The following is a 24,555-nucleotide window of genomic DNA, read 5'->3' on the forward strand; positions in this document are numbered from 1 at the left end:
TCTAGTTGCCCGTCATTGCACTCATCTGCGTGATGCCGACCACGGAGGGACCGACCAGGATGATCAGCAGCGGAGGCACCGTCAGCATCATAGTCGTCAACGTCATCTTTGTCGGCAGCTTGTTTGCCGCTTCTTCGGCGCGCATGACCCTTTTGTCACGCATCTCGCTGGCGTAGACCCGCAGGGCCTCGCCGATCGAGGTGCCGAAGGTCTGGGCCTGGTTCAGCACGGTGACGAAGGACGACACATCCTGCACGCCGCAGCGGTCGCCCATGTCCTTCAGCACCTGGCTGCGGTCCTTGCCGGCCTTCATCTCGTGGCTGATGATCTCGAATTCGTCGGAGAGCGCCGGGTAGGAGGCGCGCAATTCCCGGGCCACGCGGGTGATGGACTGGTCCATCGACTGCCCGGCCTCGACGCAGACCAGCATCATGTCCAGCGCATCGGGAAAGCCCAGCTGGATCTCTTCCTTGCGCTGAGCCTGCCGCTTGGTGACCCAGTATTTCGGCGCCATGTAGCCAAGGGCGCCGGGGCCGAGGATATACATCAGCTTCTGGTTCAGCGTCGCCTCTGCCGGGTCGACGAACATCAGGAAGTAAAGGACGCCCGCGCTCAGAAGACCCAGCCCCAGCGCGAACTGGGCGAAGTAGTAGAACTGCACCGCGTCCTTGGACCGATAGCCCGCCTGCATCATCTTCATGCGGATTTCAGACAGTTCCTTGGCATCCTGCGGTTCGAGGAACTGCGCGTATTTGTTGAGCTTCTCGTTCTTCTTCTTGTCGCGCAGGACCGCGCGGGTCTGCGCATCCAGCTTGTCCTTGCCGGACTGCTTCAGCTTGTCCATCGGGTCCGGACGCGTATTCAGCATCATCGGAATGGTGGCGAGGATCAGCAGGACCGCAAGGCCCGCGACGACGATCAGCGGTCCGGCGGGGCCCAGAAGACCGGTGATCTGGTTGTTGATCTGTTCGAACATGGCGGGGTTTCCTCAGACCTTGATATTCGTCAAAGCGCGCATGACGATCACGTTCAGCGTCAGCATGATACCGACGATGAAGCAGGCCGGTATGAACCAGGGGTGATCGAGCACGTTGTCGTAGTAATCGGGCTTGGCCACCTGGATGAAGATCAGGCAGGCCACGGGGAAGCCCGACAGGAACTTGCCCGACCACTGCGCCTCTGCGGTGATTGCCTTGACCCGGCGGAACAGGCGGAACCGCGCCCGGATCACCTTGGCGAGGCCTTCGAGGATCTCGGCGAGGTTGCCACCCGCCTGCTGCTGGATCGCCACCGCCACCGCGAGGAAGCGCAGATCCTGCATGTCCAGCCGCTCGGCCATGTGCTTGAGCGCCTCGCCGACGTCGCGGCCATAGGCGTTCTCGTCCGCGATGATGCCGAATTCGGTGGCAAGCGGGTCTTTCAGCTCTTTCGACACGATGGTGATCGCCGAGGTAAAGGGGTGGCCCACCCGCAGGCTGCGGACCAGCAGTTCCACGGCATCGGGAAGCTGCTCTTCGATCATGCCAAGGCGTTTCTTCGCGCGGTGGTTCACCCACATGTAGACACCGCCGACGCCCATCATCACCGCCATCACCACGCGGACCGGCAGGCTGGCCTCGGTCGCGACGGACAGGCCCACGAAGGCAAAGGCCCCGGCACCCGCCATGACCATCATCAGCTGTTGCGGGGTAAAGGCCAGCGCGGCCTTCTGCGCCTTGTCCGCAAGCAGCGAATACAGCGGCAGCGACCGGCTTTCCATGTGCTGGTCCATCTCCTTGCGGAGCTTGGCCAGAACGTCCTCGCGGCGCTCGCCCTTGTCGAGCAGTTCGAGGCGGCGGTTGACCTTGTTCGACAGCGAGATCGATTTGCCGAAGGCGACCAGATAGACGCCATTCACCAGCACGAGGACGCCCACGAAGATCATGCCGTAAATGATCGGGGCAGCGGACAGCATAATGGTTACTCCGGGCGGAAGGGTTCGTAGATGGAGGCGGGGATGTCATACCCCCACATCCGGAAGCGCTCGGAATAGGCAGAGCGCACGCCGGTGGCCGTGAAGTGGCCGATGATCTTGTTGTCGGGCGTCAGGCCGACGCGCTGGAAGCGGAACAGCTCCTGCATCGAGATGACGTCGCCCTCCATGCCGGTGATCTCGGTGATCGAGGTCATCCGGCGAGAGCCGTCCTGAAGGCGGCTGGCCTGCACGATCAGGTTGACGGCGCTGGAAATCTGGCTGCGCATGGCCTTCAGCGGCATGTCGATGCCGGCCATGGCGATCATGTTTTCCAGACGCGCCACGCCGTCGCGGGCAGAGTTCGCGTGGATCGTGGTCATCGACCCGTCGTGGCCGGTGTTCATGGCCTGCAACATGTCGATGACTTCCTCGCCCCGGGTTTCGCCGACGATGATCCGGTCGGGGCGCATCCGCAGGGCGTTCTTCAGGCAGTCGCGCGGCGTCACGGCGCCCTTGCCCTCGACGTTCGGCGGGCGGCTTTCCATCCGGCCCACGTGGGTCTGCTGAAGCTGAAGTTCCGCCGTATCCTCGATGGTCAGGATGCGTTCGCTGTCGTCGATGAAGCTGGACAGCGCGTTCAGCGTGGTGGTCTTGCCCGAACCCGTACCGCCCGAGACGATGATGTTCAGGCGCGTGGCCACGGCGGCCTGCAGGTAGATCGCCATTTCCTCGGTGAAGGCGCCGAAATTCACCAGGTCGTCGATGCCCAGCTTGTCCTTCTTGAACTTGCGAATGGATACGAGGCTGCCGTCGATGGCGATCGGCGGCACCATGGCGTTGAAACGCGAGCCATCGGTCAGGCGGGCGTCCACATAGGGGTTCGATTCATCGACGCGACGGCCCACGGCCGAGACGATCTTGTCGATGATCCGCATCAGGTGCTTCTCGTCCTTGAACGTGATGTCCGAAAGCGAGAGCTTGCCGTTGCGTTCGATGAAGATCTGGTGCGGGCCGTTGACGAGGATATCCGAAACCGTATCGTCCTTCAGCAGTGCCTCCAGGGGGCCAAGGCCCTTCACCTCGTCGTAGAGGTCGTTCATCATCGCGCGCCGCTCTTCGCGGTTCAGCACGATGCCCTTGTCCTGCAGGGCCTCCAGCGCGATCTCGCCGATCTCTTCGCGCAGCTCGTGTTCCGTCGCATGATCCAGCGCGGCAAGGTTGAGGTTGTCCAGAAGCGCGCGGTGCAGCTCCAGCTTGATCTCGCCGATGCGTTCCTTGCGCTTCTTTTCCTTGTCCATCGGCGCGGCCTGCGCCGCGACACGCGTCGGTTGTTCGCGGCGCTTGACGACGGGTCTGGGCGCGGCTCGTGGCCACGGCCTCCGGCGCCTTGGCCGGGGCGACCGGTTGCGGGGCTTTGGACTGGACGGAAGGTTTCTTGTAGCGCGAGAACATCGGATGTCCTTATGGCAGCGGGATCAGGCGGCCTCGGCGTCGTCGACACCGATGGCGATGAGTTGGACGGCCAGCTTCGCGATCTCCTTGCGGAGCGGGTTCTTGGCCGCATGGGTGGCCAGCGGAAGCCCGTGGTCGCAGGCCTGTGCCACCACCCGCCCGCCGTCGGGCAATTGCACGTCCAGCGCGATTTCCAGTGCTGTCGGCCATGCGTTTGACCCGGCTTTTCGCCTGAAGGTCGGTGAATTTCGGCGCGCGGTTCAGCACAAAGCGGATCTTCTCGAAGGGCAGGTCCTCGGACTTCAGCGCCTTCTTCAGCCGCAGCGCGTTCTGGGCGGACCGCATGTTCAGTTCGACCATGGCCAGGTAGATCTGCGCCTCTGTCAGCACCGTTTCCGTCCACTGGACGACGGTCCCCGGCATGTCGATGACGATGTAGTCGAAGTGATCGCGGGCGACGTCGAGGATCTTGTGCACCTCGGCGGGGCCGATGAGGTCGAGCGGCAGGATATCCGCCGGAGAGGTCAGCACCTGCAACTTGCCCTCGTAGCTGGACAGCGCCTGGCCAAAACTGTCGCCGTCCATCGCGTCGATGTCCGAGAGCAGTTCGTAGACGTTCTCGCGCCGGGGCAGGTCGAGGTAGGTCGAGACCGAACCGAACTGCAGCCCGAGGTCGATCAGGCAGACGCGCGGCTGCTGGTCCTTGTCGCCGGAGGTGGCCAGCTCATAGGCAAGGTTGACCGCAAGCGTGGAGGCGCCGACGCCCCCGGCAAGGCCCTGTACCGCGATCAGAACGCCGTCGCCGCCGCCCTTCAGCGTGACGCCGGTGGGCGCAGGGGCGGCTGGTTCTGGGGTGATCGCGACAGGGGCCGGGGCGCGCAGCCGTTCGACCGCCGCGCCCAGTTCGCCCTCGGGCAGGGGATAGGGCACGAATTCGTCGGCGCCCTTGCGCAGAAGCTGGTGCAACGAGGCCGGGGTCACGTCTTCGGCGATCAGCACGACCTTGATGCCGGCATCCCGCGCGCTGGCGATGATGCTGGACAGCATCGGCAGGTCGGGTTCGTCGATGGCGTCGATCGCCATGGCGATGAATTCCAGCGTGGCGGCTTCGGGCTGGTGAAAGAAGGCGGCGGCCTCCTCGAACCCCAGGTCGCCCCATGCCTCGCCCAGCAGGGTTTCCATGTCCTCGATCAACAGGTCGAAGTTCTGCACGTCCCGGCTGATCGTGCAGGCCACGATGGGGGGCTTCTGCCTCTGTATCGGTCAAGCTCGTCATGCCTCGCGTCCTTCTTGGCTCGGTCCCGGAGGGGCGACGACATTCTGTCGGGCCTCTTGCTCCGCGACCGCCACCGCCGAGTCGGGTCGGCGGAGTGGTCCTGAGAGGTCAAACTCACCGGAAAAGGCGGCAACATTTGGGCCGAAAAACCGAAATTGTGCGGTGATTCCGGACGACGGGTCTGGTCGGGGAGGGGGTGTCGGTCCTGTTTCGGACCGTGCGCCAAGGCCTGCCTGCGCGCATGGAAGGGGGTGATGAAGGGGGGCAGCGGCCTGTCGATCGCGCGGAAATGGGGCAGAAACGCGACGGGGCGGCCGCAGCCGCCCCCTTGCCGATGCGCGTGCCCCGTCCGGCGCCGCCTTTACTGGTCGATGCCGAAATCCCGGCCCTGCAGCCCGGTCAGGCCGCTCTCCGGTTCCGCGCTGTTGACGTATTCGCGATAGATCACCTCGGCGTATTTGCCGTCGAGGATGGTCGGATGCCCGGTCACGAAGCCCGAAACCTCTGTCACGGTGCGCCGGTTGCGGCGTTCACGGCCCTCGGTCACGATCAGCGGCTGGGTCTCGCCGAAGGAGACCACCGCCTCGAGCCGCGTGCGCGAGATGCCCCGGCTGACGAGGAAATTCACCACCGTATTGGCGCGCTTCAGGCCAAGCGCCTTGTTGTACCCGGCGCTGCCGACCTTGTCGGCGTGGCCGTAGACGCGGAAGCGGACCTCGGGGAACTGGCGGATCCAGCGCGCCTGTTCGCGCAGGGTGTCGATGGCGCCCTGATCCAGCGTGGACGAGTTGAAGGCGAAGTTGACCGTGGTCAGCACCTCCGAGGCGAAGCGCTGCGACAGGTCGTAGACGTATTGCTTCTGCCCGGTCATGTACTGGTGGTTGTTCATGGTGGCATTGCCGAAGTCTCCGGTGTCGATCAGCGACCCGGCCTCGCGGTTGAAGCCGTTGACGTCGTGCGCCGCGCAGCCCGAAAGCATCGCCCCGGCCGAGAGGCCCAGCATCGTCAGTCGGAGGGTCTTTCGCGTCTGCATCATCCGTTCAATCCATCACGTAGCCGTAGGAGCCGGTGTAATCCTGCTTTGCCACCTCTCCGGCACCGCCGCGGACGGGGGTGCGGATCGGGTCGGCGCCCACGGTCTTGCCGCGCAGGAAGAGGTCCTTCTCGGTCGGCGGCACGACGCGGTCGGTGGGCAGGGCAAAGGCCTCGCCCCGGGTCGGCGTCACGAGGTGTGGCGTCACGATGATGACCAGCTCGGACTGTTCGCGCTGGTACGAGGCGCTGCGGAAGAGCGCGCCCAGCACCGGCACGTCACCCAGCCACGGCACCTGGTCGTTGAGGTCCTGGAAGTCGTCCATCAAGAGGCCGGCGATGGCAAAGCTTTCGCCGTCGCGCAGTTCCACCGTGGTCGAGGTCTCGCGCCGCCTGAAGGCATTGACCGCGATGTCGGACAGGACGACCGCGTTGTTGGTGTCGATGGAAGAGACCGCCGCTTCCAGTTCGAGGTTGATCAGATCGCCGTCCACCACCCGGGGAATGAAGTTCAGCTCGACACCGAAGGGCTTGTATTCGATGGAAATCGTGTTGTTCTGCTGGGCCACCGGGATCGGGTATTCGCCACCGGCGAGGAACTTCGCCTCCTGCCCGGACAGGGCGGTCAGGTTCGGCTCTGCCAGCGTGCGGACGACGCCCTTGCGCTCCAGCGCCTCCAGCAGGATGCCCACTTCCAGCCCGCCGGCATTGAAACCGAAAAGCGTTGCGCCCTGCGTGTCGACAGTGCGTGGCCGAAGCTTGTCCGCCACGGCGTCCACATTGGCGAAGGGGGCTGCATTGCCGGTGCCGACCTCAAGCCCCAGATCGCCGTTCAGGACAGAGCCCCCGGTCGCGATGGAGGCGGCAAGCGACTTGGCCGCCGTGCGCTGCATCTCTGCGAAGCGGACCTTCAGCATGACCTGCTGCACGCCGCCGACGCCCATCAGGTTCGACACCCGCTCGGGCGCGTAGCGTTCCGCAAGATCCAGCGCGCGCTGCATGCGCATGGTCGACGACACGGTGCCCGACAGCACGATGCCGTCGTTGGCGGTGCGCACCTCGATCTTCTCGTCCGGAAGGATCTGGCGCAGCCGCTCCTTGAACTCGGACACATCCGCCGACACGCGGACATCGACATTGGTGATCAGCCGGCCCTGCGGGTCGAGGATGGTCAGCGTCGTCGTGCCCGGCGTCTTGCCCAGCACGTAGATGGTGCGATCCGAAAGCGAGGATATGTCGGCGATGGCCGGATTGGCGATGGACAGCTCTGCAAAGGGCACGTCGCTTTCGACCACCACGGCCCGGTTCATCGGGACACTGAGGATCTGTTCGGTCCCGGTGCGGACCACATGCACGGTTTCGGCCTGGACAGCCTCCGCCAGCGGGGCAAACCCCAAGGTCAGCCCCAGAAGGGCCGCCTTCACAAAGTCGAATTTCATGTGACCTGCCTTTCGATCACGCCTCTGCATCCGGGTCTTTTCGCCCGCATTTTGACAAAGCCTGCTGCAATTCCCGATTTTTTGCAACAATCAATGCCTTCGCGCCCGGCCTTTATGTGGATATCTCGCAACAGGTGTGATGGGCGGGCCCGGGGTGTTCTCTTTTAGGTTGCGCGTCTGTGGCGGGCTCGCCCGGGGCGTCTGCCCGTCGGGCCTCAGCCCGTGACTTTGCCAAGGGCCTGCCGGGGCCATCGACCCCGCCGTTGTCCGGCGGGGCAGGGGTTTAGGATCGCGCCATGGCTTGTGGTCCCGCACGGGCCGGGGGGCCGAGGATGCGGAAAGCCCCCGCGCTGCCCGTGGTCGTCGGGCCTTGGTCAGTTGGTGCAGGGGATCGGGATCTCGACCACTTCGGCGCCCCGGCGCACGCGGGTTACGCAGGGCTGCGCCGCCTCCGGTGCCTGCTGCTCGACCTCGGGCAAGGCCCAGCAAGGCGCGCTGGTCGACCTCGATGGCCTCGGCCACGGTGTCGTCGTTGTGGCCCATCAGCGACAGCGACAGGTTGCCGGTCGATTGCGCCTGAGCCAGTGGCCGCGACCTGCTGCGGGCTGGCGGCGACCGTCACGGTCCGGGCGATGGTGGCAGAGTTCAGCTCGGTTACCGCCATCTGGTCGATGGCGATCAGGCGCACCCCCGTCTCGATCAGCTTGGTCACATCGCCCTCGGGCAGGTTCGGATCGTTGGACCCGATCCGCCCGGTCCAGTAGACGTCCACCCGGTCGCCGGGGCGCAGAAAGCCGGAAACGCCGGTGGCCACATCCACCTTGATCGCAAAGGCGCGCTGCCCGCGATCCAGCCGCGAGGTCAGGCCGGCATCGCCGCCGGGCTCCGAGACCTTGACCGCCATGACGGCCTCGAACTTCTCGATCGGGCGCATGGCAACGCGGGGCGCATCGCCGGGCTGGAAAAGCGGTGTCTCGGCGTCGAAGATGCCCTCGGGCAGGATCTCCTTCGGCCAGTTTGCCAGCACGACGTCCTCGGCGGTCACCGGCTCGCCATAGGCGATGGCGCGCTTGGCCACGTAGATCTGCTGCGTCGGGATCGCGCCGACGTTCTTGGCGCGCTCCTGCTGAAGCGCCGTTTCGTAGGCGCCGATGTAGTTCTGCGCCATGTAGACGGCGAAACCGGCCAGGCCGATCCCGGCGATGAGCACAAGTCCGAATAGAAGTCGCATCTGGATCACCTTTGAAACAGCTGTCCGACCGGGGCCGGACCGGGAAGTGTCTGCCCCAGTCTCACCGGGGTTTGGGGCGAAAGCGGGGCGGTCGCGCGGTGCTTTTCCGGCGCCACCGGGCCCGTCGTTTCGGTCGGAAATGCAAAGGGGCGCCCGCCTTCCGGTCTGGAAGACGGGCGCCTGGAAACAGGGGCAAGCGTCAGAAGTTGTTCTGTTCGGTCAGTTCGGTTGCCACAGCGTCCCGCAGTCCCAGCGTAGAGGTCTCGATCGCCGTGTAGGCGGCGATACACAGACCGATCATCGCTGCGGTCAGGACGACCCAGTCGACGGTGACCGCGCCGTCTTCTTCGTTCGAAAAGGTCGACAGGCGGTTGCACATCGCATTTCTCCGGAATGGGGCTGTATGGGGTCTTGGCTTTCCTCACGCTCGCCCGCCGCGTACGGCGGGCGTTCGCATTGTGGCCTCTTCGTAGAGCCCCGGACCTATGCCGGAGATCAGTTGCCGAAGTTGGTGTTCTCGGTTGCGACGGCGGTGGCGGCGGTGCCGATCAGCGTCTGGGTGTTGGCCGAGATGGTGCCGTATGCGGCAATCGCCAGTGCCCACGACGGCGGCGGTCAGAACAACCCAGTCAACCGTGACTGCGCCGTCTTCGTCCTTGCGGAAGTTCTTGATGAAGTTGATCATGGTCTCTCTCCGTAGAAGTGTGTTTGCTCACATTCACCTTCGGGGGCTTGCTGCGGGCCTCTCTCACTTGCCCTGTTCCCTCGTTGGTATGACCCTAATTAGCCCTTCCTTTGCGGCGAGATTTGGACCGGATTGGATTGATTTTGGGTTTTGATCGGGGCCTTGTCGGGGCGCGAACAAGTATTTGGAATTGACCCCCTCTTTCAGGGATTTCTCTCTGGAAAGGGGCGGCAGACCAGTCCTTTGGACGGGAAAACCCGCCACAGCCGTTCACGCAGGGGCAACACTTCGTGGAAATGGGTCCGGTTTTGTGCCAGACTGGCGGAAAACATGCCGCAGGCAGAAGAACGAGCAGGTCCATGGCAGTCAGACTCCTTTGCGCCGCCGCGCTTGGCGCGACCCTTGCGCTGTCCGCGGCAGCGGAAGCCCCGCAGCCCTTCGCCGATTTTTCCGCCAAGCGGGTGAAACCGCCCGCCTCGGGCGCCAGGAAGCGCATCACCGTGCAGATCGCGCCGCGCGCCAACCCGGCGGTGCCGCCGCTGCCGCAGAAATCCGCCCCTGCGCCAGAGGCAAAGCCTGTCTCGACCGCCGCCGCCGCCGTTGCGCCCGCCGCCCCGTCGACCCGCTACGGCTGGTTCTGGAGCACGGTCTCCGCAAGGCAGGAAGACAGCGGTCCAGGCCGGCTGGAACCGGCGCTGATGACACTGGGCAGGGGGCCGGCGGGCGAACGGGTGGCTGCGCCGCGCCTTCAGGCGCTGCAGGACATCGCGGCGCGCCACGGCAAGGACATCCTGCGGGAAACGGTGGGCACCCGGGTCTCGCCGGCGCTGGCCCTGGCGGTGATCTCGGTCGAATCCGGGGGCCGCAAGGATGCGGTCAGCGGCGCCGGTGCGCAGGGGCTGATGCAGCTCATGCCCGCCACCGCCGCGCGTTTCGGCGTGACGGACAGCCTCGACCCGGCGCAGAACATCGCGGGCGGCGTCGCCTTCCTCGACTTCCTCATGCAGAAATTCGACGGCGATCCGATCCTCGTCCTTGCAGGCTACAACGCGGGCGAAAACTCCATCGGCCAGCATGGCGGCGTGCCGCCCTATGCCGAGACCCGCGACTACGTGCCCAAGGTGCTCGCCGCCTTCGAGGTCGCCATGGGCCTCTGCCTGACGCGCCCCATGCTGGTCTCGGACGGCTGCGTCTTCCAGGTCGCGGCGCGCTGAGGCCCGCGCGCCCTGGGTTTCTTCTTGGTCCAAATACCCTCGGGGTGAGCCCGCAGGGCGAGGGGCTGCGCCCCTCCACGAAGGTCAGCCGCGCAGCACCGCGCCGGGGTTCATGATCCCCGCCGGATCCAGCGCGACCTTGATCGCCCGCATCGCCGCCAGCTTGGCCGGATCGCCGTAGCGTTCCAGGTCGCCGACCTTCAGCCGCCCGATGCCGTGCTCGGCGCTGACAGAGCCGTCGAGCGCATGCACCACGTCATGCACGCAGGTCTTGATCGCCTCGCGCAATGCGCGGAACTCCGAGGCCTTGCGCCCCTTCGGCGGGAAGACGTTGTAATGCAGGTTGCCGTCGCCGACATGGCCGAAGCAATTGATCCGGAAGTCCCCCAGTTCCGCCAGAGCCGGTCCGCCGCGCGCGATGAACTCGGGCAGGGCGCTCAGCGGCACGGCGATGTCATGGCTGGAAATCGCGCCGATATGGCGGTTGGCTTCCGGGATCTGCTCGCGGCAGGCCCAGAAATCCGCCGCTTGCTGTTCGCTCTGCGCGACCATGCCGTCGTCGACCAGCCCGGCCTCCAGCGCCTCGCCGAACAGTAGCTCCAGCGCCGCGTCCGGATCCTGCCCGGCGCCAAGCCCGATCTCGATCAGCACCGCCCATTCCGGCGGCTCCGGCCAGGGTTGCCGGACCTCGGGCATCGCCTCGGACAGAAAGTCGAAGCCCATGCGGTGGATCAGCTCGAAGGCGCTGATCTGCTCGCCCAGCTGTCCGCGCGCCATGGACAGAAGGTCCAGCGCCGCCTGCGGTCCCGCGACCGAGAGGATCGCCACACTGGTGGCGGCGGGCCGGGGGAACAGCTTCAGGCTGGCCGCCGTGATCAGCCCCAGCGTTCCCTCGGCGCCGATCAGCAGGTGGCGCAGGTCGTAGCCGGTGTTGTCCTTGCGCAGCCGTTTAAGCCCGTGCCACAGCGTGCCGTCCGGCAGCACCGCTTCCAGCCCCAGCACCAGATCGCGGGCATTGCCGTAGCGCAGCGTGTTCACCCCGCCCGCGTTGGTCGCCAGCAGGCCGCCGATCCGCGCCGAGCCTTCCGAGCCGAGCGACAGGGGAAACAGGCGCCCGGCCTCTTCGGCGGCGGCCTGCACGTCGGTCAGGATGGCGCCCGCCTCGACCGTCAGCACGTTCTCGACGGCGCTGACGGCGCGTATACGGGTCATGCGTTCCAGCGAGATCACCAGCGGCGCGGGCTGATCGGGCGAGACCTGCCCACCCACAAGCCCCGTCCCGCCGCCGTAGGGCACCAGTGCCCACGCCCGCCGCCGCGCAGGCACGGACGATTGTCGCGGCCTCTTCGGCGCTGCGGGGCAGGGCGACCCAGCCGGCGCTGCCTTTCCAGTGCCCGCGCGGCTCTTCCAGATAGCGGGGTTCGGCGCGGCGCAGGGTATCGGCGGGAAGGGTCTTTGCCAGACTGTCGGCAAAGGCGTCATCGGCGGGGAAAGCGGCATGCTGGTCCTCGTGGCGGCTGAAATCCTCTCGCCCCGGTCGGGCTGAGTATTGCATACACTTGGATACTATCTGCGGCAAGCCGGGGTCACTCGGTATCGGTCAGCCACTGCGGTTGCAGGACCACGACTGTCGGGCGCGCGGGCAGGTCGCGCAGCGAGACCGCCATGAAAGGCCCGTCCCGGCGGTCGATGACAAAGCTCTTGTCGATGTCTTCGAGAAACCGCTCCAGCGCGTAGCCGGAAAACCAGTGCATCGGGATCACGATGGAGGATTTCAGCCGCTCTGTCACCCGCACGATCACCGGCAGGGGCAGGGTCAGTCCGCCGTCCACCGGCACCATCAGCACGTCGGCCCGGCCAAGCGCCGCGTATTGTTCATCCGTGGGTTCGTGGTGCAGGTGGCCAAGATGGGCGATGCACAGACCCTCGACCTCGAAGATGAAGATCGAATTGCCCTCGGGTTCTGTCCCGCCATAGGCCGAGCGGATGTCGGTCGAGACATTGCGGATCAGCATCTCGTCAAGGTCGAGGTGATGGTCGATCCCGGTCCCGAATTCTTCGCCCCAGCCGCGCAGCACATGGGGGATGGCCGGGTCGATGGCCTCGGTCCAGTGGGTGCTGTGCGCGTGATTCATCGTCACGATGTCGGGGATCAGCGTCGTCTGGCCGATGTAACCGTTGAAATCGGTCACCGCGTCCAGCCCGCCCGCCGTGCGGATCAGGAACGAGGCATGGCCGATGTAGTGGATGCCGACGCTGTACTCGGGCAGGGGGCTTGCCAGCTTGCCTTGTGCAGGAACTCCAGCCCCGGGGCGGCGTCGGCGATGGCGATGCAATGGCTGGGGCGGCGCTGCTCTTGCGCCGATGCGGGCAGGGTCAGGGGCGTCAGGGTCAAAGCGGTCAGGATCTGGGCGCTCAGGACCCGAAGGCTGCGGCGGAACATGGCGGACTCCCGTGGTGTCCGCCCAGCCTAGGCGCGAAAGCCCAGCCGCCAAAGTCACGACGGCGTCAGAGGCAGGCGCAGCGGTGGGGCGTGCCGTGGAAACGGGCAGGCCGGGGGCACCGGTTGTGGTTGGGGGGCTTCGCCGGAATGTGGCCAAGCGCCGGGGCAACGGGGGCGTTTCGATGTGCCCTAGATAGGAGCGTCAGGCGCGCGCGTCCCCTTCACCCGACAAGCGGCCCGCGCCACCGGCCTGTCCTGCCGGGCCTCGGGCAGGGCCGCGCCCGGACCGTGCTAGCCGACCGAGGTGCGCCCGCGCCGGTCCATGCGCAGCGCCGCATAAAGCACATGTGTCCGCCAGCGCCCGTTGATCTGAAGATAGCTTTGCGCCACGCCCTCGTATTTGAAGCCCGAGCGTTCCAGCAGCCCGCGCGAGGCGACGTTTTCGGGCAGGCATGCGGCTTCGACCCGGCTGAGGTTCAGCCGCTCGTAGGAATGATGCACCAGCGCCGCGATGGCCTCGGACATGTAGCCGCGCCGGGCATAGGCCTGCCCGGTCCAGTAGCCCAGCGTGCCCGCCTGCGCCGGTCCACGGCGGATATTGTCCAGCGTGATGGCGCCCAGGAGCGCCTCGTCCCTGCGCCGGATCAGGAACAGCGGCAGGGCGGTTCCGGCGGCGATCGACCGCGAGGCCCAGTAGACGCGATTGGTGAAGGCCTTGCGCGACAGGTGGTCGGGCGACCACGAGGGCTCCAGGGGGTCAGGTAGTCGCGGCTTTCCCGGCGCAGCGCGACCCGGGGGCGTAATCCGCATGCACCGGGGGGCGCAGCGTCAGACGCTCCGTCTCGAGCCGCAGCTTGCGCCGGAAAGCGATCATCAGGCGGCCCGTCGTTCCTGCAATTGTTCCAGTGTCGGCGCGCCATCCACCGGGCCGTAAAGCGCCAGCGCGGCGCCCGCCGTCCGGGCCTGATCCTGCGCGAAGGCCAGAACGTCCGCGCGGGTCACCGCGTCGATGCGTTCGACCGTGCGCTCGATCGGCGGCACCTCGCCCCAGATCTGCACCATGCGCGCCATGCGCTCGGCCCGCGAGGAAGAGCCTTCGAGGCCCATCAGCAGGCCCGCCTTCATCTGGGCGCGTGCGCGCTCGACCTCGGCGTCGCTCATGTCCTCGGCGGCGCGCTTCATCTCGTCCACCGTCAGATGCGCCAGTTCCGGCATTTCTTCGCCCGAGGTTCCGGCGTAGATCGTCGTCAGGCCGGTGTCGGCATAGGCGCCGTTCTGGGCGAAGATGGTGTAGCACAGCCCGCGCTTCTCGCGGATTTCCTGAAACAGGCGCGAGGACATGCCGCCGCCAAGGGCGATGGAATAGATCTGCGCGGCGTAGAAGGCGGGGTCGCGGTAGCCCGGCGCCTCGAAGGCCAGCGCCATATGCGCCTGTTCAAGGTCCTTCGTGCGCCGCGCCTCGCCGCCGTGAAAGCGCGCGGTGTCCGCGATCAGCGCGCGGCGCGGGGTCATGTCGCCGAAAAGCGCCTCGGCCTGCCGCACAAGCGTGTCGTGATCGACCGCACCCGCCGCCGAAAGGATCAGCTGGTCGGGCCCGTAGTGTTCGTCGACGAAGGCGGTCAGGTCGTCGCGGCCAAAGCCCCGCACCCGGTCGCATTCGCCAAGGATGGTGCGCCCCAGCGCCTGTTCCGGGTAGGCCTTTTCCTGCAGCCAGTCGAAGATGATGTCGTCCGGCGTGTCATGCGCCTGACCGATCTCCTGCAGGATGACGTGCCGCTCGGTCTCTATCTCGCGCTCCTCGAAGAGGGGATTGCGCAGGATATCGGCCAGCACGTCCACCGCCAGCGCGGTATCGGCCTCGAGCACGCGGGCGTAATAGGCCGTGACCTCGCGCGAGGTATAGGCGTTGATATAGCCGCCCACGTCCTCGATTTCCTCGGCGATCTGCAGCGCGCTGCGCCGTCCGGTGCCCTTGAAGGCCATGTGCTCAAGGAAATGCGCGATGCCGTTCTGTTCGGGCCGCTCGTGCCGCCCGCCCGCGGTGACCCAGAGGCCGACAGAGGCGGATTGCAGCCCGGGCATCCGTTCCGTGACGATGCGGAGGCCATTGGAAAGGGTCGCGAGCTGGACGGTCACCGGGCGATACGCTCCTTGATCAGGGACTCGAGTGCGGACAGGTCGTTGGCGACCCGCGTCACGCGTTCCGGACGCTCATACAGGTCGGCCATGCGATTGGGAAGAGGGGGCGGATGCCGCTGGCCGCCTCGACCGCGTCGGGGAACTTGGCCGGATGCGCCGTGGCCAGCGTGATCATCGGCGTCTCGGGGGCCTTTGCGGCGGCCTCGTTGCCGACATGGACGCCCACGGCGGAATGCGGGCAGAGCAGCTCTCCGGCGCTGGCGCGGGTCGCCTTGATGGTGGCGCTGGTGGTCGCCTCGTCGGCGCGGCTCGCTGTCGTAATGCTCGGCCAGCGCGCCCATGGCGTTGGGCGAGATGGCAAAGCTGCCCTCTGTCTGAAGCTCGGTCATCAGCTTGGCGATGGCGGCGCCGTCCTTGTCATGCGCCCAGAACAGCGCGCGCTCGAAGTTGGACGAGACCTCGATATCCATCGACGGAGAGATCGAGGGCTTCACGCCGTTCTTGCGGTACTCGGCGGTTTCCATGCAGCGGTGCAGGATGTCGTTCTGGTTGGTCGCGATCACCGGGCGGTGGATCGGCAGACCCATCTGCTTGGCGATGAAGCCCGCGAAGATGTCACCGAAGTTGCCGGTGGGCACGGTGAAGCTGACCTTGCGCTCGGGCGCGCCCAGCGACACGGCGGCGGAGAAGTAGTAGACGACCTGCGCCAGAACCCGCGCCCAGTTGATGCTGTTGACGCCCGCCAGCCGCACCTCGTCGCGGAAGTCGAAGTGGTTGAACATGTCCTTCAGCCGCGCCTGACAGTCGTCGAAATCGCCGTCGAGCGCGAGGGCGTGGACGTTGGATTCGGCGGGCGTGGTCATCTGGCGGCGCTGCACCTCGGACACGCGGCCATGCGGGAACAGGATCACCACGTCGACATTGTCGAGCCCCTTGAAGGCCTCGATGGCGGCGCTGCCGGTGTCGCCCGAGGTGGCGCCGACGATGGTCACGCGCTCGCCCCGGCGCTTCAGCGCCTCCTCGGAAGAACTGGCCGATCAGCTGCATGGCGAAGTCCTTGAAGGCCAGCGTCGGCCCGTGGAACAGCTCCAGCAGGAAATGGCCGGGCGCCAGCTGCTTCAGCGGCGCGCGGGCCTCATGCCCGAAGCCGGCGTAGGCCTTGGCGATCAGCTCGCGCAGGGTGGCGTCATCGAAGGTCTCGCCGATGAAGGGCCGCATGACGCGAAAGGCGGTTTCCTCGTAGCTGAGGCCGTGCAGTGCCCTGATCTCGGCGGGGGACATCTGCGGGATCGTCTCGGGGACATAGAGGCCGCCGTCGCGGGCGAGGCCCGAAAGCATGGCTTCTTCGAAGGTCAGGGCCGGGGCCTGTCCGCGGGTGGAGATATAGCGCATGGGGTCAGTCCTTGCCTTGCAGGCGGCGCCAGATCCAGGCGCCGGTCATGAGAAGCCAGACCGCGGCGAGGGAAAACCAGGTCACGGCATATTGCAGGTGGTCGTTCGGGATGCCCTCGGTCGAGACGGGCAGGGGGGCGATGCCCGAGTCCGGCGGCGTGATGTCGCGGGCGACGACCAACAGCGGTTCGGTCTTCAGCGCCTCGGCCATGGGGCCGATGTCGCGGGCGAACCAGGTGTTGCCCGCCTCGTCGTTCTCGGGGGTCGAATCGTTGCGGTCGTCGGGCCAGTGCAGGTTGCCGGTCAGGGTGACGGGGCCGCTGCGCCGGGGCGCGGATTTTTCGGCCACCGGGGTAAAGCCCCGGTCGAGCAGGATCGTGCGCCCGTCGTCTGTCGTGAAGGGCGAGATCACCCGCCAGCCCGCGCCCTGCCGCTTGATCGAGACCAGCACGAAGAGCGCGCCGTCGCCGATGTGCCCGGTCAGGGTCACCGGCTGGTAGCGCTGCGCTTCGGGGTCGACGAGCACAGGCAGCGGCTGCGGGTCGCCGTCGATGGTTGCGGTGATCTCTGCCAGCACACCCTGTTTCCAGTGCCAGCCGGTCCATCTGCCAGAAACCCAGCCACAGCAGCACGGCAGCGCCGAGAAGGCCAATCAGCAGGGGGGCGGCAAGACGGTTCAACACGGGTGGCCTCGGTCTTGGTCAGGGCAGGCGGCACGAAAAAGGCGCGCCGTATGGGGCGCGCCTTGGTTTATCGCAGCAGGGTGCGGGTGCAAGCCCTGTCTGTATGGGGGCCGTCAGGCGCCCCAGATGTAGATCGAGGCGAAGAGGAACAGCCAGACCACGTCCACGAAGTGCCAGTACCAGGCCGCCGCCTCGAACCCGAGGTGGTTTTCCGGGGTGAAGTGGCCGCGCATGGTCCGCAGCAGGCAGATGAACAGGAAGATCGTCCCGATGATCACGTGGAACCCGTGAAAGCCCGTCGCCATGAAGAAGTTGGCGCCATAGATGTTGCCCGAGAAGCCGAAGGCCGCGTGGCTGTACTCATAGGCCTGGAAGACCGAGAAGATCAGGCCCAGCAGGATCGCGATGGTCAGGCCGGACACCATGTCCTTGCGGTTGTTCTCGTGCACCAGCGCGTGGTGCGCCCAGGTGGCGGCGGCGCCCGAGCACAGCAGGATCAGCGTGTTGATCAGCGGCAGGTGGAAGGGGTCGAAGGTCTCGATCCCGGCGGGCGGCCAGGGCCGTCGATGGCGGGCGAGTTGCCGTTCGGGTCCATCGGGTACAGCGCGTGTTTGAAGAAGCTCCAGAACCACGCGAAGAAGAACATCACCTCGGACATGATGAACAGGATGAAGCCGTAGCGCAGGCCGATCAGCACGACCGGCGTGTGATCGCCCACCTGGTTCTCGGCGACGGTTTCGGACCACCAGCCGAACATGACGTAAAGCACGCCGACGAGGCCGACCAGGAAGGCCCAGGGCCCGTGGTCGTGCATCCACAGCACAGCGCCGAACAGCATGACGAAGCCCGCCACGGCGCCGGCAAGCGGCCAGATGGAGGGGCTCAGGATGTGGTAGTCGTGATTTTTTGCATGCGCCATGGCGTTCCCTCAGTTCAGGCGTTCGTTATCGGATGCTTGTGCATCGTTTTGGGGGGCGGCGCCAAGGGCACCGGTATCGAGAGCGGCCTGCGTTTCTTCGGGCAGGTCGATCTCGTAGAAGGTGTAGGACAGGGTGATGTGCTTGGTGTACTTCGCGTCCCGGTCGGTGACGATCTCGGGGTCGACGAAGAAGCTGACCGGCATCTGTACCCGCTCTCCCGGCATCAGCACCTGCTCGGTGAAGCAGAAACACTCGATCTTGTTGAAGAAACTGCCGGCATCATAGGGGGCGACGTTATAGGTGGCCTGACCGGCGATGGGCCGGTCGGTGGGGTTGTGCGCCTCGTAGAAGGCCAGGCCCTCTTCGCCGATGCGCACCGTCATCTCGGTCTGCATGGGTTTGAATTCCCAGGCCATGTCGCGGTCCTTCGACGCGTCGAACTTGACCTTGATGGTCTTGTTCAGAATCTCGCCGGTAGAGCCCTGGGCGACGGCGGTCGTGCCGCCGTAACCGGTCACCCGGCAGAACCAGTTGTAGAAGGGGACAGAGGCCCATGCCAGCGCGCCCATGGTCACGACCACGCCGGCGAGTTGGAGAACCGTTTTCTGCTTGCCGTCAATTGCCATCCTGGACCTCCGTTTCCGGTCTTGCCTGATAGTCGCCGCCGCCGACCTTGACGATGGTCAGCCCGAAGATCAGCGCAATGAAGGCAACGAGCACGAGGCCCACGCCCATGTTGCGCCCCTTCCGGCGGCGATGAAGTTCGTGTTCCTTGACCAGACCCGCCATTACCAGGCTCCCATGCGGTCGAGGCCCGCCTCGACGAGGATCGCGCCGAAATGGGCGAAGAGATAGACGAGGGACAGCTTGAAGAAGCTTTTCTCGGCCTTGAAGTTGTCGGCCTCGCAGGTGGCTTCGTCCCGGCGCCAGATGGCCCAGGCGCCGCGCAGGAAGAGCGCGTTCAGCACCAGGGCAGTGGCAAGGTAGATCGGTCCGCCGACCTGCGTGAAGCCCAGCCCGATGGCGAAGGCCGCCAGCAGGACGGTGTAGGCCAGGATATGCGTGCGCGTCGCGCGGCGACCATGGGTCACGGTCAGCATCGGCACGGTCGCATTGTCGTAGTCCATGCGGACGAACAGCGCCAGCGCCCAGAAGTGCGGCGGGGTCCACAGGAAGGTCAGGCAGAACATCAGCACCGAGGCGGTCGAGATGTCGCCGGTCGCGGCGGCCCAGCCGATCATCGGGGGAAAGCCCCGGCGGCGCCGCCGATCACGATGTTCTGCGGCGTCGCGCGCTTCAGCCACATCGTGTAGATGACCGCGTAGAAGAAGATGGTGAAAGCCAGCAGCCCGGCGGCCAGCCAGTTGGTGGCAAGGCCGAGGAACACGCAGGCAAAGACCGACAGGGTCAGGCCGATGGCCGGGGCCTCTTCGGGCGCCACGCGGCCCGCGGGGATCGGGCGCTTGGCGGTGCGTTTCATCACCGCGTCGATGTCGGCGTCGTACCACATGTTCAGCGCGCCCGAGGCGCCGCCGCCCACGGCGATGAAGAGGATTGCGCAGAAGCCGACGAAGGGATGCACGGCGACCGGTGCCGCCAGCAGGCCGACGAAGGCGGTAAAGACCACAAGCGTCATCACGCGTGGCTTGAGCAGGGCGAAGTAATCGCCGAATTCCGCCTCGTTCTCCCGAAGCTGGCTGTCGAAGCTTGCGTCGCTCATGGTCTCTCCTGTGAACAGGGCGGGCCCGATGCCCACCCGTCACGTCGTTCAAAAAGTCGGGGCAGGGCGGGTCTTCAACCCGCCGCGCCGCTTCAGTTCGTCAGGATGGTGCGGACATCCACCGGCCAGCCGTCTTCCTTGGAAGCCGCAAGCCATGCGTCATAGGCCTCGGGGCTGACGACCTCGGACGGTGATCGGCATGTAGGCATGCGCGATGCCGCAGAGTTCGGAGCACTGGCCGAAGTACACGCCTTCACGCTCGGCGGTGAAGTGCAGCTCGGCCAGGCGACCGGGGACGGCGTCCTGCTTCACGCCGAAGGCCGGGATGGTCCACGAGTGGATCACGTCGGCGGCGGTGACCTGCATCACCACGGTCGCGCCCACGGGCACCACGACGGCGGTGTCGGTGGCCAGCAGGAAATCCTCGTCCGTGTACCCGGCTTCCTGAAGCATGTCAGAGACTTCCGGCGACATGCGGTTTTCGCCACCGGTGGCGGGCGAGCCGATCATGTAGCTTTCGAAGGCCAGGTCCTCGCCGACGTATTCGTAACCCCAGTACCACTGGTAGCCGGTCACCTTGATGGTGATGTCGCCCTCGGGGATCTCCTGCTGCTTGAACAGCACCGGCAGCGAGAAGGCGCCGATGAAGACGAGGATGACGATCGGGCCCAGCGTCCAGGCGATCTCGATCGGGGTGTTGTGGGTGAAGGAACTGGGGGTCGGATTCGACCGGGCGTTGAAGCGCACCACGCACCAGGCGAGCAGGCCCACCACAAGCAGCGTGATGATGGTGATGATCACCAGGATCATGCCGTCGAGCCACTGCAGGTCGCGGGCCAGTTCGGTTGCGGCAGGCTGAAAGCCCAGTCCGCCGGCGTGGGGCTTGCCCACCACATCGAGGTCCTGCGCCAGGGCCGGCGCGGCGAGGAAGGCGGCGGCAAGGCCCGTCAGCATCGTCTTGAGTTGCATGGTCTACCCTGATCTAGCGTCATCGGTCATGGAATGGCTTTCGCGCGCCACGGAATCGCGGCCCGGTCCTCCCATTGCGTTCTGCGGTGCTTAAAACCATATTCCGGGGGTACGATAAAGCAGTACTCTTGCGGCAAAGCGCCGCTTTTTTTGATCCAGATCAAGCCGAGGACCCCATGAGCGACGCCCCCTTCCGCCCGTTCGAGACCCATCTGGACCAGGACCGCGCCTCTGCCATCCTGCGCGAAACCCTTGCGGGGGCTGAGGATGGCGAGCTTTTCCTCGAACGCCGCCGGTCCGAGTCGCTGGTTCTGGACGACGGTCGCGTGAAGACCGCCAGCTACGATGCCGCCGAGGGCTTCGGCCTGCGCGCCGTGAACGGCGAGGTCGCGGGCTACGCCCATGCCACCGAGATTTCCGAAAGCGCGCTGAAGCGGGCGGCGCAGACGGCGCGGCTGGCCGTGGGGGACGGTGGCGGCGTCATGGCACCCCCGCCCGCGGGCACGAACCGCACACTTTATACCGATGCCGACCCGATCGCGGGGGCGTCCTTCCCGGTCAAGATCGACACGCTGAAAGAGATCGACGCCTTTGCGCGCGGTCTCGATCTCGCGCGTCGTGCAGGTGACGGCAACCATCGCGGCCTCTTTGCAGGAGGTGGCCATCCTGCGCCCCGAGGGCGGGCTGGTCACGGATGTGCGCCCGATGACGCGGGTCAATGTCTCTGTCATCGTCGAAGAGAACGGCCGCCGCGAATCCGGCACCGCCGGCGGCGGCGGGCGCGTCACGCTGGAGGGTCTGCTGGAGCCGCAGGACTGGCAGGCCAAGGCCCGCGAGGCGCTGCGGATCGCGCTGGTGAACCTGCGCGCCGAACCGGCACCCGCCGGTGTCATGGACATCGTGCTTGGCCCCGGCTGGCCGGGCATCCTGCTGCACGAGGCCATCGGCCACGGGCTGGAGGGCGACGCCAACCGCAAGGGCGCCTCGACCTTCGCGGGGCTGATGGGCCAGCAGATCGCGGCGAAGGGGGTGACCGTGCTGGACGACGGCACCATCCCCGACCGGCGCGGGTCGATCACGGTGGACGACGAGGGCACGCCCTCGGGCAAGAACGTGCTGATCGAGGACGGGCGGCTGGTGGGCTTCATGCAGGACCGCCAGAACGCGCGGCTGATGGGGGTTGCGCCCACCGGCAACGGGCGGCGCCAGAGCTATGCGCATATTCCGATGCCGCGCATGACCAATACCTACATGCTGGGCGGCGATGCGGACCCCGCCGATATCCTCGCCGACCTCAAGGACGGCATCTACGCCGTGGGCTTCGGCGGCGGGCAGGTGGACACCACCAGCGGCAAGTTCGTGTTCTCCTGCACAGAGGCTTACCGCGTGAAGGACGGCAAGGTCGGCGCGCCGGTCAAGGGCGCCACGCTGATCGGCGACGGCGCCACGGCGCTTCAGCAGATCCGCGCGCTCGGCAACGACATGGCGCTCGACCCGGGCATGGGCAACTGCGGCAAGCAGGGGCAATGGGTGCCGGTCGGCCTGGGCCAGCCCACGGTGATGATCGGCGGGCTGACGGTGGGCGGCTCTGGCGTCTGATCACCCCGTGCCGCCCGCGCGGCCATTGGGCTGGCGCAGCCCGGTCCTTGGGGTGCGCGGGGCCGGGTTCCTGCGGCCCCTGCTGGCGGTGGCGGCGGGGCTGCTGCTGCCCGCGCTGCTCTCCTGGGCGCTGTTGACCCTGGCCGGACCGCCCGGGCTGCTGGACAGCCGGGGCCTGCGCTACGAGATCCTGTTCGTCCTCTCCGCGCTTGTCGGCGCGCCCCTCGTCGGCTTCTTCCTGATGCCGCTGCTCTGGGCTGCGGCGCTTGCGCTTCTGGCGCGGGGCTGGGCGGGGCTGGCGTCGATCATGGCCACGGGGCTGCTGATCGGGCTTCCGGTGGTCCATTGGGCCCTGAACGGCGACCTGACCACAGAGGCACCTTCTGCGCTGCCGCGCCTCGCGCTGGCCATCGCGCTGCAGTGCTGGCTGTGCTGGGCCGTTCTGTGGAGCCTGCCCGGGCCGCGCAGGGCGAAAGCACCGGGCAAGGCCGCGCCGCCCGCGTCGCGCGGCTGACCCGGCGTCATTGAATGTTTCGAAAAATCAGTCTCTTGTCCGTTTGTCTTGAACATTCTCGCCGGCGTTTACCATTGATTAACCAAATGCGCGCTAGAGCTATGCCTGCAAGATGACGGGGACAGGGATGCGCGACGAGGATTACTCTTCCACTCACCCCCCACTCCCACCCACCACGGAAGACGATCGCGTGGCCTGGCTCCGTCTCTTGCGCTCTCGTCGGGTGGGGCCGACGACTTTCTGGAAGCTGATGGCGGATCACGGCACGGCGCAGCGCTCGCTGGAGGCGCTGCCCGAGGTGGCCCGCGCCGCCGGGGTCGAGGGCTATAGCCCGTGCCCCGAGGGTGTCGTGCGGGCAGAGATGAAGGCGGCGCGGATGGCCGGGGCGCGGATGATCTGCCGGGGCGACGGGGCCTATCCCCCGGCGCTGGCCGCGCTGCCCGACGCGCCGCCGCTGCTTTGGGCGATCGGCAGCGCGGAGGTGCTGTCGAAACCGATGGTGGCGGTGGTGGGCGCGCGCAATGCCTCGTCGCTGGGGCTGCGTATGGCGCGCAGCCTGGCCGGGGACCCGGGCGCGGCGGGCTATGTCGTTGTCTCGGGACTGGCCCGGGGGATCGACGCGGCGGCCCATGGCGCGGCGCTGGAGGGCGGGACGGTTGCGGTGCTGGCCGGTGGCGTCGATGTGGTCTACCCTGCGGAGAACGCGCGCCTGTCGGACGAAATCGTGGCGAAGGGCGGGCTGCGGCTGTCGGAACAGCCGATGCGCATACAGCCCGTGGCGCGGCATTTCCCGGTGCGCAACAGGATCATTTCCGGCATGGCCTCGGGCGTCGTGGTGGTCGAGGCGGCGGCCAAGTCCGGCAGCCTGATCACCGCCCGCAACGGGCTGGACCAGGGGCGCGAGGTCATGGCGGTTCCGGGCCATCCGCTGGACGGGCGCGCGGGCGGCTGCAACATCCTGATCCGCGACGGCGCGAAACTGGTGCGCAGCGCCGAGGACATCATCGAGCAGCTGCCGCCCCCGCCAGAGCCGCCGGGCCGGGGGCGCTGCCGCTTGAGCCGCCGAAGGACCGGCGCACGCTGCAGCAGGCGGCGGCGCTGCACCAGCAGATCCTCGACCGGCTGGGTCCGTCGCCGGTCTCGGAGGACCAGCTGATCCGCGACCTTGGCGCCGCGGCGAAGGCGGTCAGCCCGGCGCTGACCGATCTGGAACTGGAAGGACGGGTGCAGCGCCAGCCGGGCGGGATGCTGGCGCTGGTGCCCCGCTAGGACCGGCGGCGTCCGTGGCCAAGAGAATCCGTGGCCAAGAGAAGAAGGTATTTGGACCAAGAAGAAGCACAGGATCACGCGCGCCGCCCGTGTTGCTCGACCGGCGGGCGGGCAGTCGGTGGGGCCTGAGGGGCAAGGGGCCGGGGCCTTTTTCTGGGCCGGGGCGCGGAAGGCCGGCCCGGTCGGGGGCCGCAGAACTCCGGCAGCGGGATTTGCCGGAGCGGGCGGAAAACCGGGGGCGGCCTTCAGGCATCTGTTGGCCTATGTGCCTGACGGCGGCGACCCGGGGCCGGCCCGATTGCCGGTATGCCCCTGCATCGCCCCCTGTGCCATGCGAAGGGATCGTCGCCGGGTCGATCCCTGATCCGTCGGGGCGCAGCGGGGGAGGCGCGGCAGAGGCAGCCGCGCCGCCGCTCCGCGGGCGCAGGGGCAGAAGATCCGCGATGCGCCGACCCTGCGTGGGGCCGGGTCATGTCCATCGGGGCCGCGCGGTCCGGGCTGCCGGGGGAGAGGGTTTCCCCAGCGTCGAGGGCCGCGGGAAGGGGCGCGAAACGCGGGCAAGGACGGGCGTTGCGCGCGGCTTCCTGGTGCGGCATCCGGGGCCGCGACCGGGTCTTTGCCGGG

The 24,555-nt window shown here is 67.0% G+C and carries 11 protein-coding genes and 13 pseudogenes; 4 read left to right on the plus strand and 20 right to left on the minus strand.

What is annotated here, in order from left to right; genetic code table 11:
- Window position 1: 1 nt before the first annotated feature.
- From ABFB10_RS14140 to ABFB10_RS14180, 9 genes and pseudogenes are all read right to left on the minus strand, one after another.
- Window positions 2–976, minus strand: coding sequence for a type II secretion system F family protein (locus ABFB10_RS14140; protein ID WP_347166998.1), 975 nt, complete (start codon window positions 974–976; stop codon window positions 2–4).
- A gap of 12 nt (window positions 977–988) precedes the next feature.
- Entirely contained in the window at window positions 989–1,954 is a 966-nt protein-coding gene (locus ABFB10_RS14145; RefSeq protein WP_347166999.1) for a type II secretion system F family protein, read from the minus strand.
- A 5-nt stretch (window positions 1,955–1,959) separates the two neighbouring features.
- Window positions 1,960–3,406: pseudogene (locus ABFB10_RS14150) on the minus strand (TadA family conjugal transfer-associated ATPase).
- Between the two features lie 23 nt (window positions 3,407–3,429).
- A pseudogene (locus ABFB10_RS14155) lies at window positions 3,430–4,588 on the minus strand (CpaE/TadZ family protein).
- 455 nt (window positions 4,589–5,043) lie between these two features.
- Window positions 5,044–5,715, minus strand: a complete 672-nt coding sequence (locus ABFB10_RS14160; RefSeq protein WP_347168018.1) for an OmpA family protein — start codon at window positions 5,713–5,715, stop codon at window positions 5,044–5,046.
- 7 nt (window positions 5,716–5,722) lie between these two features.
- The gene (locus tag ABFB10_RS14165) at window positions 5,723–7,153 is read right to left on the minus strand and encodes a type II and III secretion system protein family protein (RefSeq protein WP_347167000.1); all 1,431 of its coding nucleotides are present in this window, start codon (window positions 7,151–7,153) and stop codon (window positions 5,723–5,725) included.
- A 374-nt stretch (window positions 7,154–7,527) separates the two neighbouring features.
- A pseudogene (gene cpaB / locus ABFB10_RS14170) lies at window positions 7,528–8,384 on the minus strand (Flp pilus assembly protein CpaB).
- 199 nt (window positions 8,385–8,583) lie between these two features.
- Window positions 8,584–8,763, minus strand: coding sequence for a Flp family type IVb pilin (locus ABFB10_RS14175; protein WP_347167001.1), 180 nt, complete (start codon window positions 8,761–8,763; stop codon window positions 8,584–8,586).
- 116 nt (window positions 8,764–8,879) lie between these two features.
- A pseudogene (locus ABFB10_RS14180) lies at window positions 8,880–9,069 on the minus strand (Flp family type IVb pilin).
- Between the two features lie 359 nt (window positions 9,070–9,428).
- Between ABFB10_RS14180 and ABFB10_RS14185 the strand changes: the two are divergent.
- Window positions 9,429–10,283 carry a lytic transglycosylase domain-containing protein gene (locus tag ABFB10_RS14185; protein ID WP_347167002.1) on the plus strand — a complete coding sequence of 285 codons (855 nt, stop codon included), beginning with the start codon at window positions 9,429–9,431 and terminating at the stop codon, window positions 10,281–10,283.
- Window positions 10,284–10,367: 84 nt separating this feature from the next.
- Here ABFB10_RS14185 and ABFB10_RS14190 read toward each other — a convergent pair.
- The 11 genes and pseudogenes from ABFB10_RS14190 to coxB all read right to left on the minus strand — a co-directional run bounded on the left by ABFB10_RS14190 (window position 10,368) and on the right by coxB (window position 20,549).
- A pseudogene (locus ABFB10_RS14190) lies at window positions 10,368–11,745 on the minus strand (FAD-binding oxidoreductase).
- Between the two features lie 124 nt (window positions 11,746–11,869).
- Window positions 11,870–12,726: pseudogene (locus ABFB10_RS14195) on the minus strand (MBL fold metallo-hydrolase).
- A gap of 291 nt (window positions 12,727–13,017) precedes the next feature.
- Window positions 13,018–13,600, minus strand: a pseudogene (locus tag ABFB10_RS14200) (GNAT family N-acetyltransferase).
- A complete protein-coding gene (locus ABFB10_RS14205) occupies window positions 13,600–14,862 on the minus strand; it encodes a M16 family metallopeptidase (RefSeq protein ID WP_347167003.1) in 1,263 nt (420 codons plus the stop codon). The pseudogene ABFB10_RS14200 and the gene ABFB10_RS14205 overlap by 1 nt, the downstream one beginning before the upstream one ends.
- Window positions 14,859–16,257: pseudogene (thrC, locus tag ABFB10_RS14210) on the minus strand (threonine synthase). The gene ABFB10_RS14205 and the pseudogene thrC overlap by 4 nt, the downstream one beginning before the upstream one ends.
- Before the next feature lie 4 nt (window positions 16,258–16,261).
- Window positions 16,262–16,834 (minus strand): SURF1 family protein, encoded by a 573-nt coding sequence (locus tag ABFB10_RS14215; protein ID WP_347167004.1) that lies wholly within the window; start codon window positions 16,832–16,834, stop codon window positions 16,262–16,264.
- A 219-nt stretch (window positions 16,835–17,053) separates the two neighbouring features.
- Window positions 17,054–17,859: pseudogene (locus ABFB10_RS14220) on the minus strand (cytochrome c oxidase subunit 3).
- Between the two features lie 9 nt (window positions 17,860–17,868).
- Window positions 17,869–18,486 carry a cytochrome c oxidase assembly protein gene (locus ABFB10_RS14225; protein ID WP_347167005.1) on the minus strand — a complete coding sequence of 206 codons (618 nt, stop codon included), beginning with the start codon at window positions 18,484–18,486 and terminating at the stop codon, window positions 17,869–17,871.
- Window positions 18,476–18,649: a hypothetical protein gene (locus ABFB10_RS14230; RefSeq protein ID WP_347167006.1), complete on the minus strand. Its 174-nt coding sequence runs from the start codon at window positions 18,647–18,649 to the stop codon at window positions 18,476–18,478. Before ABFB10_RS14230 ends, ABFB10_RS14225 begins: the two co-directional genes overlap by 11 nt.
- Window positions 18,649–19,580: pseudogene (gene cyoE / locus ABFB10_RS14235) on the minus strand (heme o synthase). The gene ABFB10_RS14230 and the pseudogene cyoE overlap by 1 nt, the downstream one beginning before the upstream one ends.
- 92 nt (window positions 19,581–19,672) lie before the next feature.
- Window positions 19,673–20,549, minus strand: a pseudogene (coxB, locus tag ABFB10_RS14240) (cytochrome c oxidase subunit II).
- A 176-nt stretch (window positions 20,550–20,725) separates the two neighbouring features.
- On the opposite strand from coxB, the pseudogene tldD reads away from it, so the two are divergent.
- From tldD to dprA, 3 genes and pseudogenes are all read left to right on the plus strand, one after another.
- Window positions 20,726–22,148 (plus strand): annotated as a pseudogene (gene tldD, locus ABFB10_RS14245) (metalloprotease TldD).
- A gap of 7 nt (window positions 22,149–22,155) precedes the next feature.
- On the plus strand, window positions 22,156–22,662 hold the full coding sequence (locus tag ABFB10_RS14250) for a hypothetical protein (protein ID WP_347167007.1): 507 nt from the start codon (window positions 22,156–22,158) through the stop codon (window positions 22,660–22,662).
- Window positions 22,663–22,789: 127 nt separating this feature from the next.
- Window positions 22,790–23,931 (plus strand): annotated as a pseudogene (dprA, locus tag ABFB10_RS14255) (DNA-processing protein DprA).
- The last annotated feature ends 624 nt before the right edge of the window (window positions 23,932–24,555 follow it).

It is taken from the genome of Ponticoccus litoralis (assembly GCF_039769985.1).
Taxonomy (GTDB): domain Bacteria; phylum Pseudomonadota; class Alphaproteobacteria; order Rhodobacterales; family Rhodobacteraceae; genus Ponticoccus; species Ponticoccus litoralis.

Excerpts from the sequence above, each read along its gene's own strand:
- ABFB10_RS14140 (WP_347166998.1), bottom strand. The coding sequence starts at position 976 with ATGTTCGAACAGATCAACAACCAGATCACCGGTCTTCTGGGCCCCGCC.
- ABFB10_RS14145 (WP_347166999.1), bottom strand. The coding sequence starts at position 1,954 with ATGCTGTCCGCTGCCCCGATCATTTACGGCATGATCTTCGTGGGCGTC.
- ABFB10_RS14160 (WP_347168018.1), bottom strand. The coding sequence starts at position 5,715 with ATGCAGACGCGAAAGACCCTCCGACTGACGATGCTGGGCCTCTCGGCC.
- ABFB10_RS14165 (WP_347167000.1), bottom strand. The coding sequence starts at position 7,153 with ATGAAATTCGACTTTGTGAAGGCGGCCCTTCTGGGGCTGACCTTGGGG.
- ABFB10_RS14175 (WP_347167001.1), bottom strand. The coding sequence starts at position 8,763 with ATGTGCAACCGCCTGTCGACCTTTTCGAACGAAGAAGACGGCGCGGTC.
- ABFB10_RS14185 (WP_347167002.1), top strand. The coding sequence starts at position 9,429 with ATGGCAGTCAGACTCCTTTGCGCCGCCGCGCTTGGCGCGACCCTTGCG.
- ABFB10_RS14225 (WP_347167005.1), bottom strand. The coding sequence starts at position 18,486 with ATGGCAATTGACGGCAAGCAGAAAACGGTTCTCCAACTCGCCGGCGTG.
- ABFB10_RS14230 (WP_347167006.1), bottom strand. The coding sequence starts at position 18,649 with ATGGCGGGTCTGGTCAAGGAACACGAACTTCATCGCCGCCGGAAGGGG.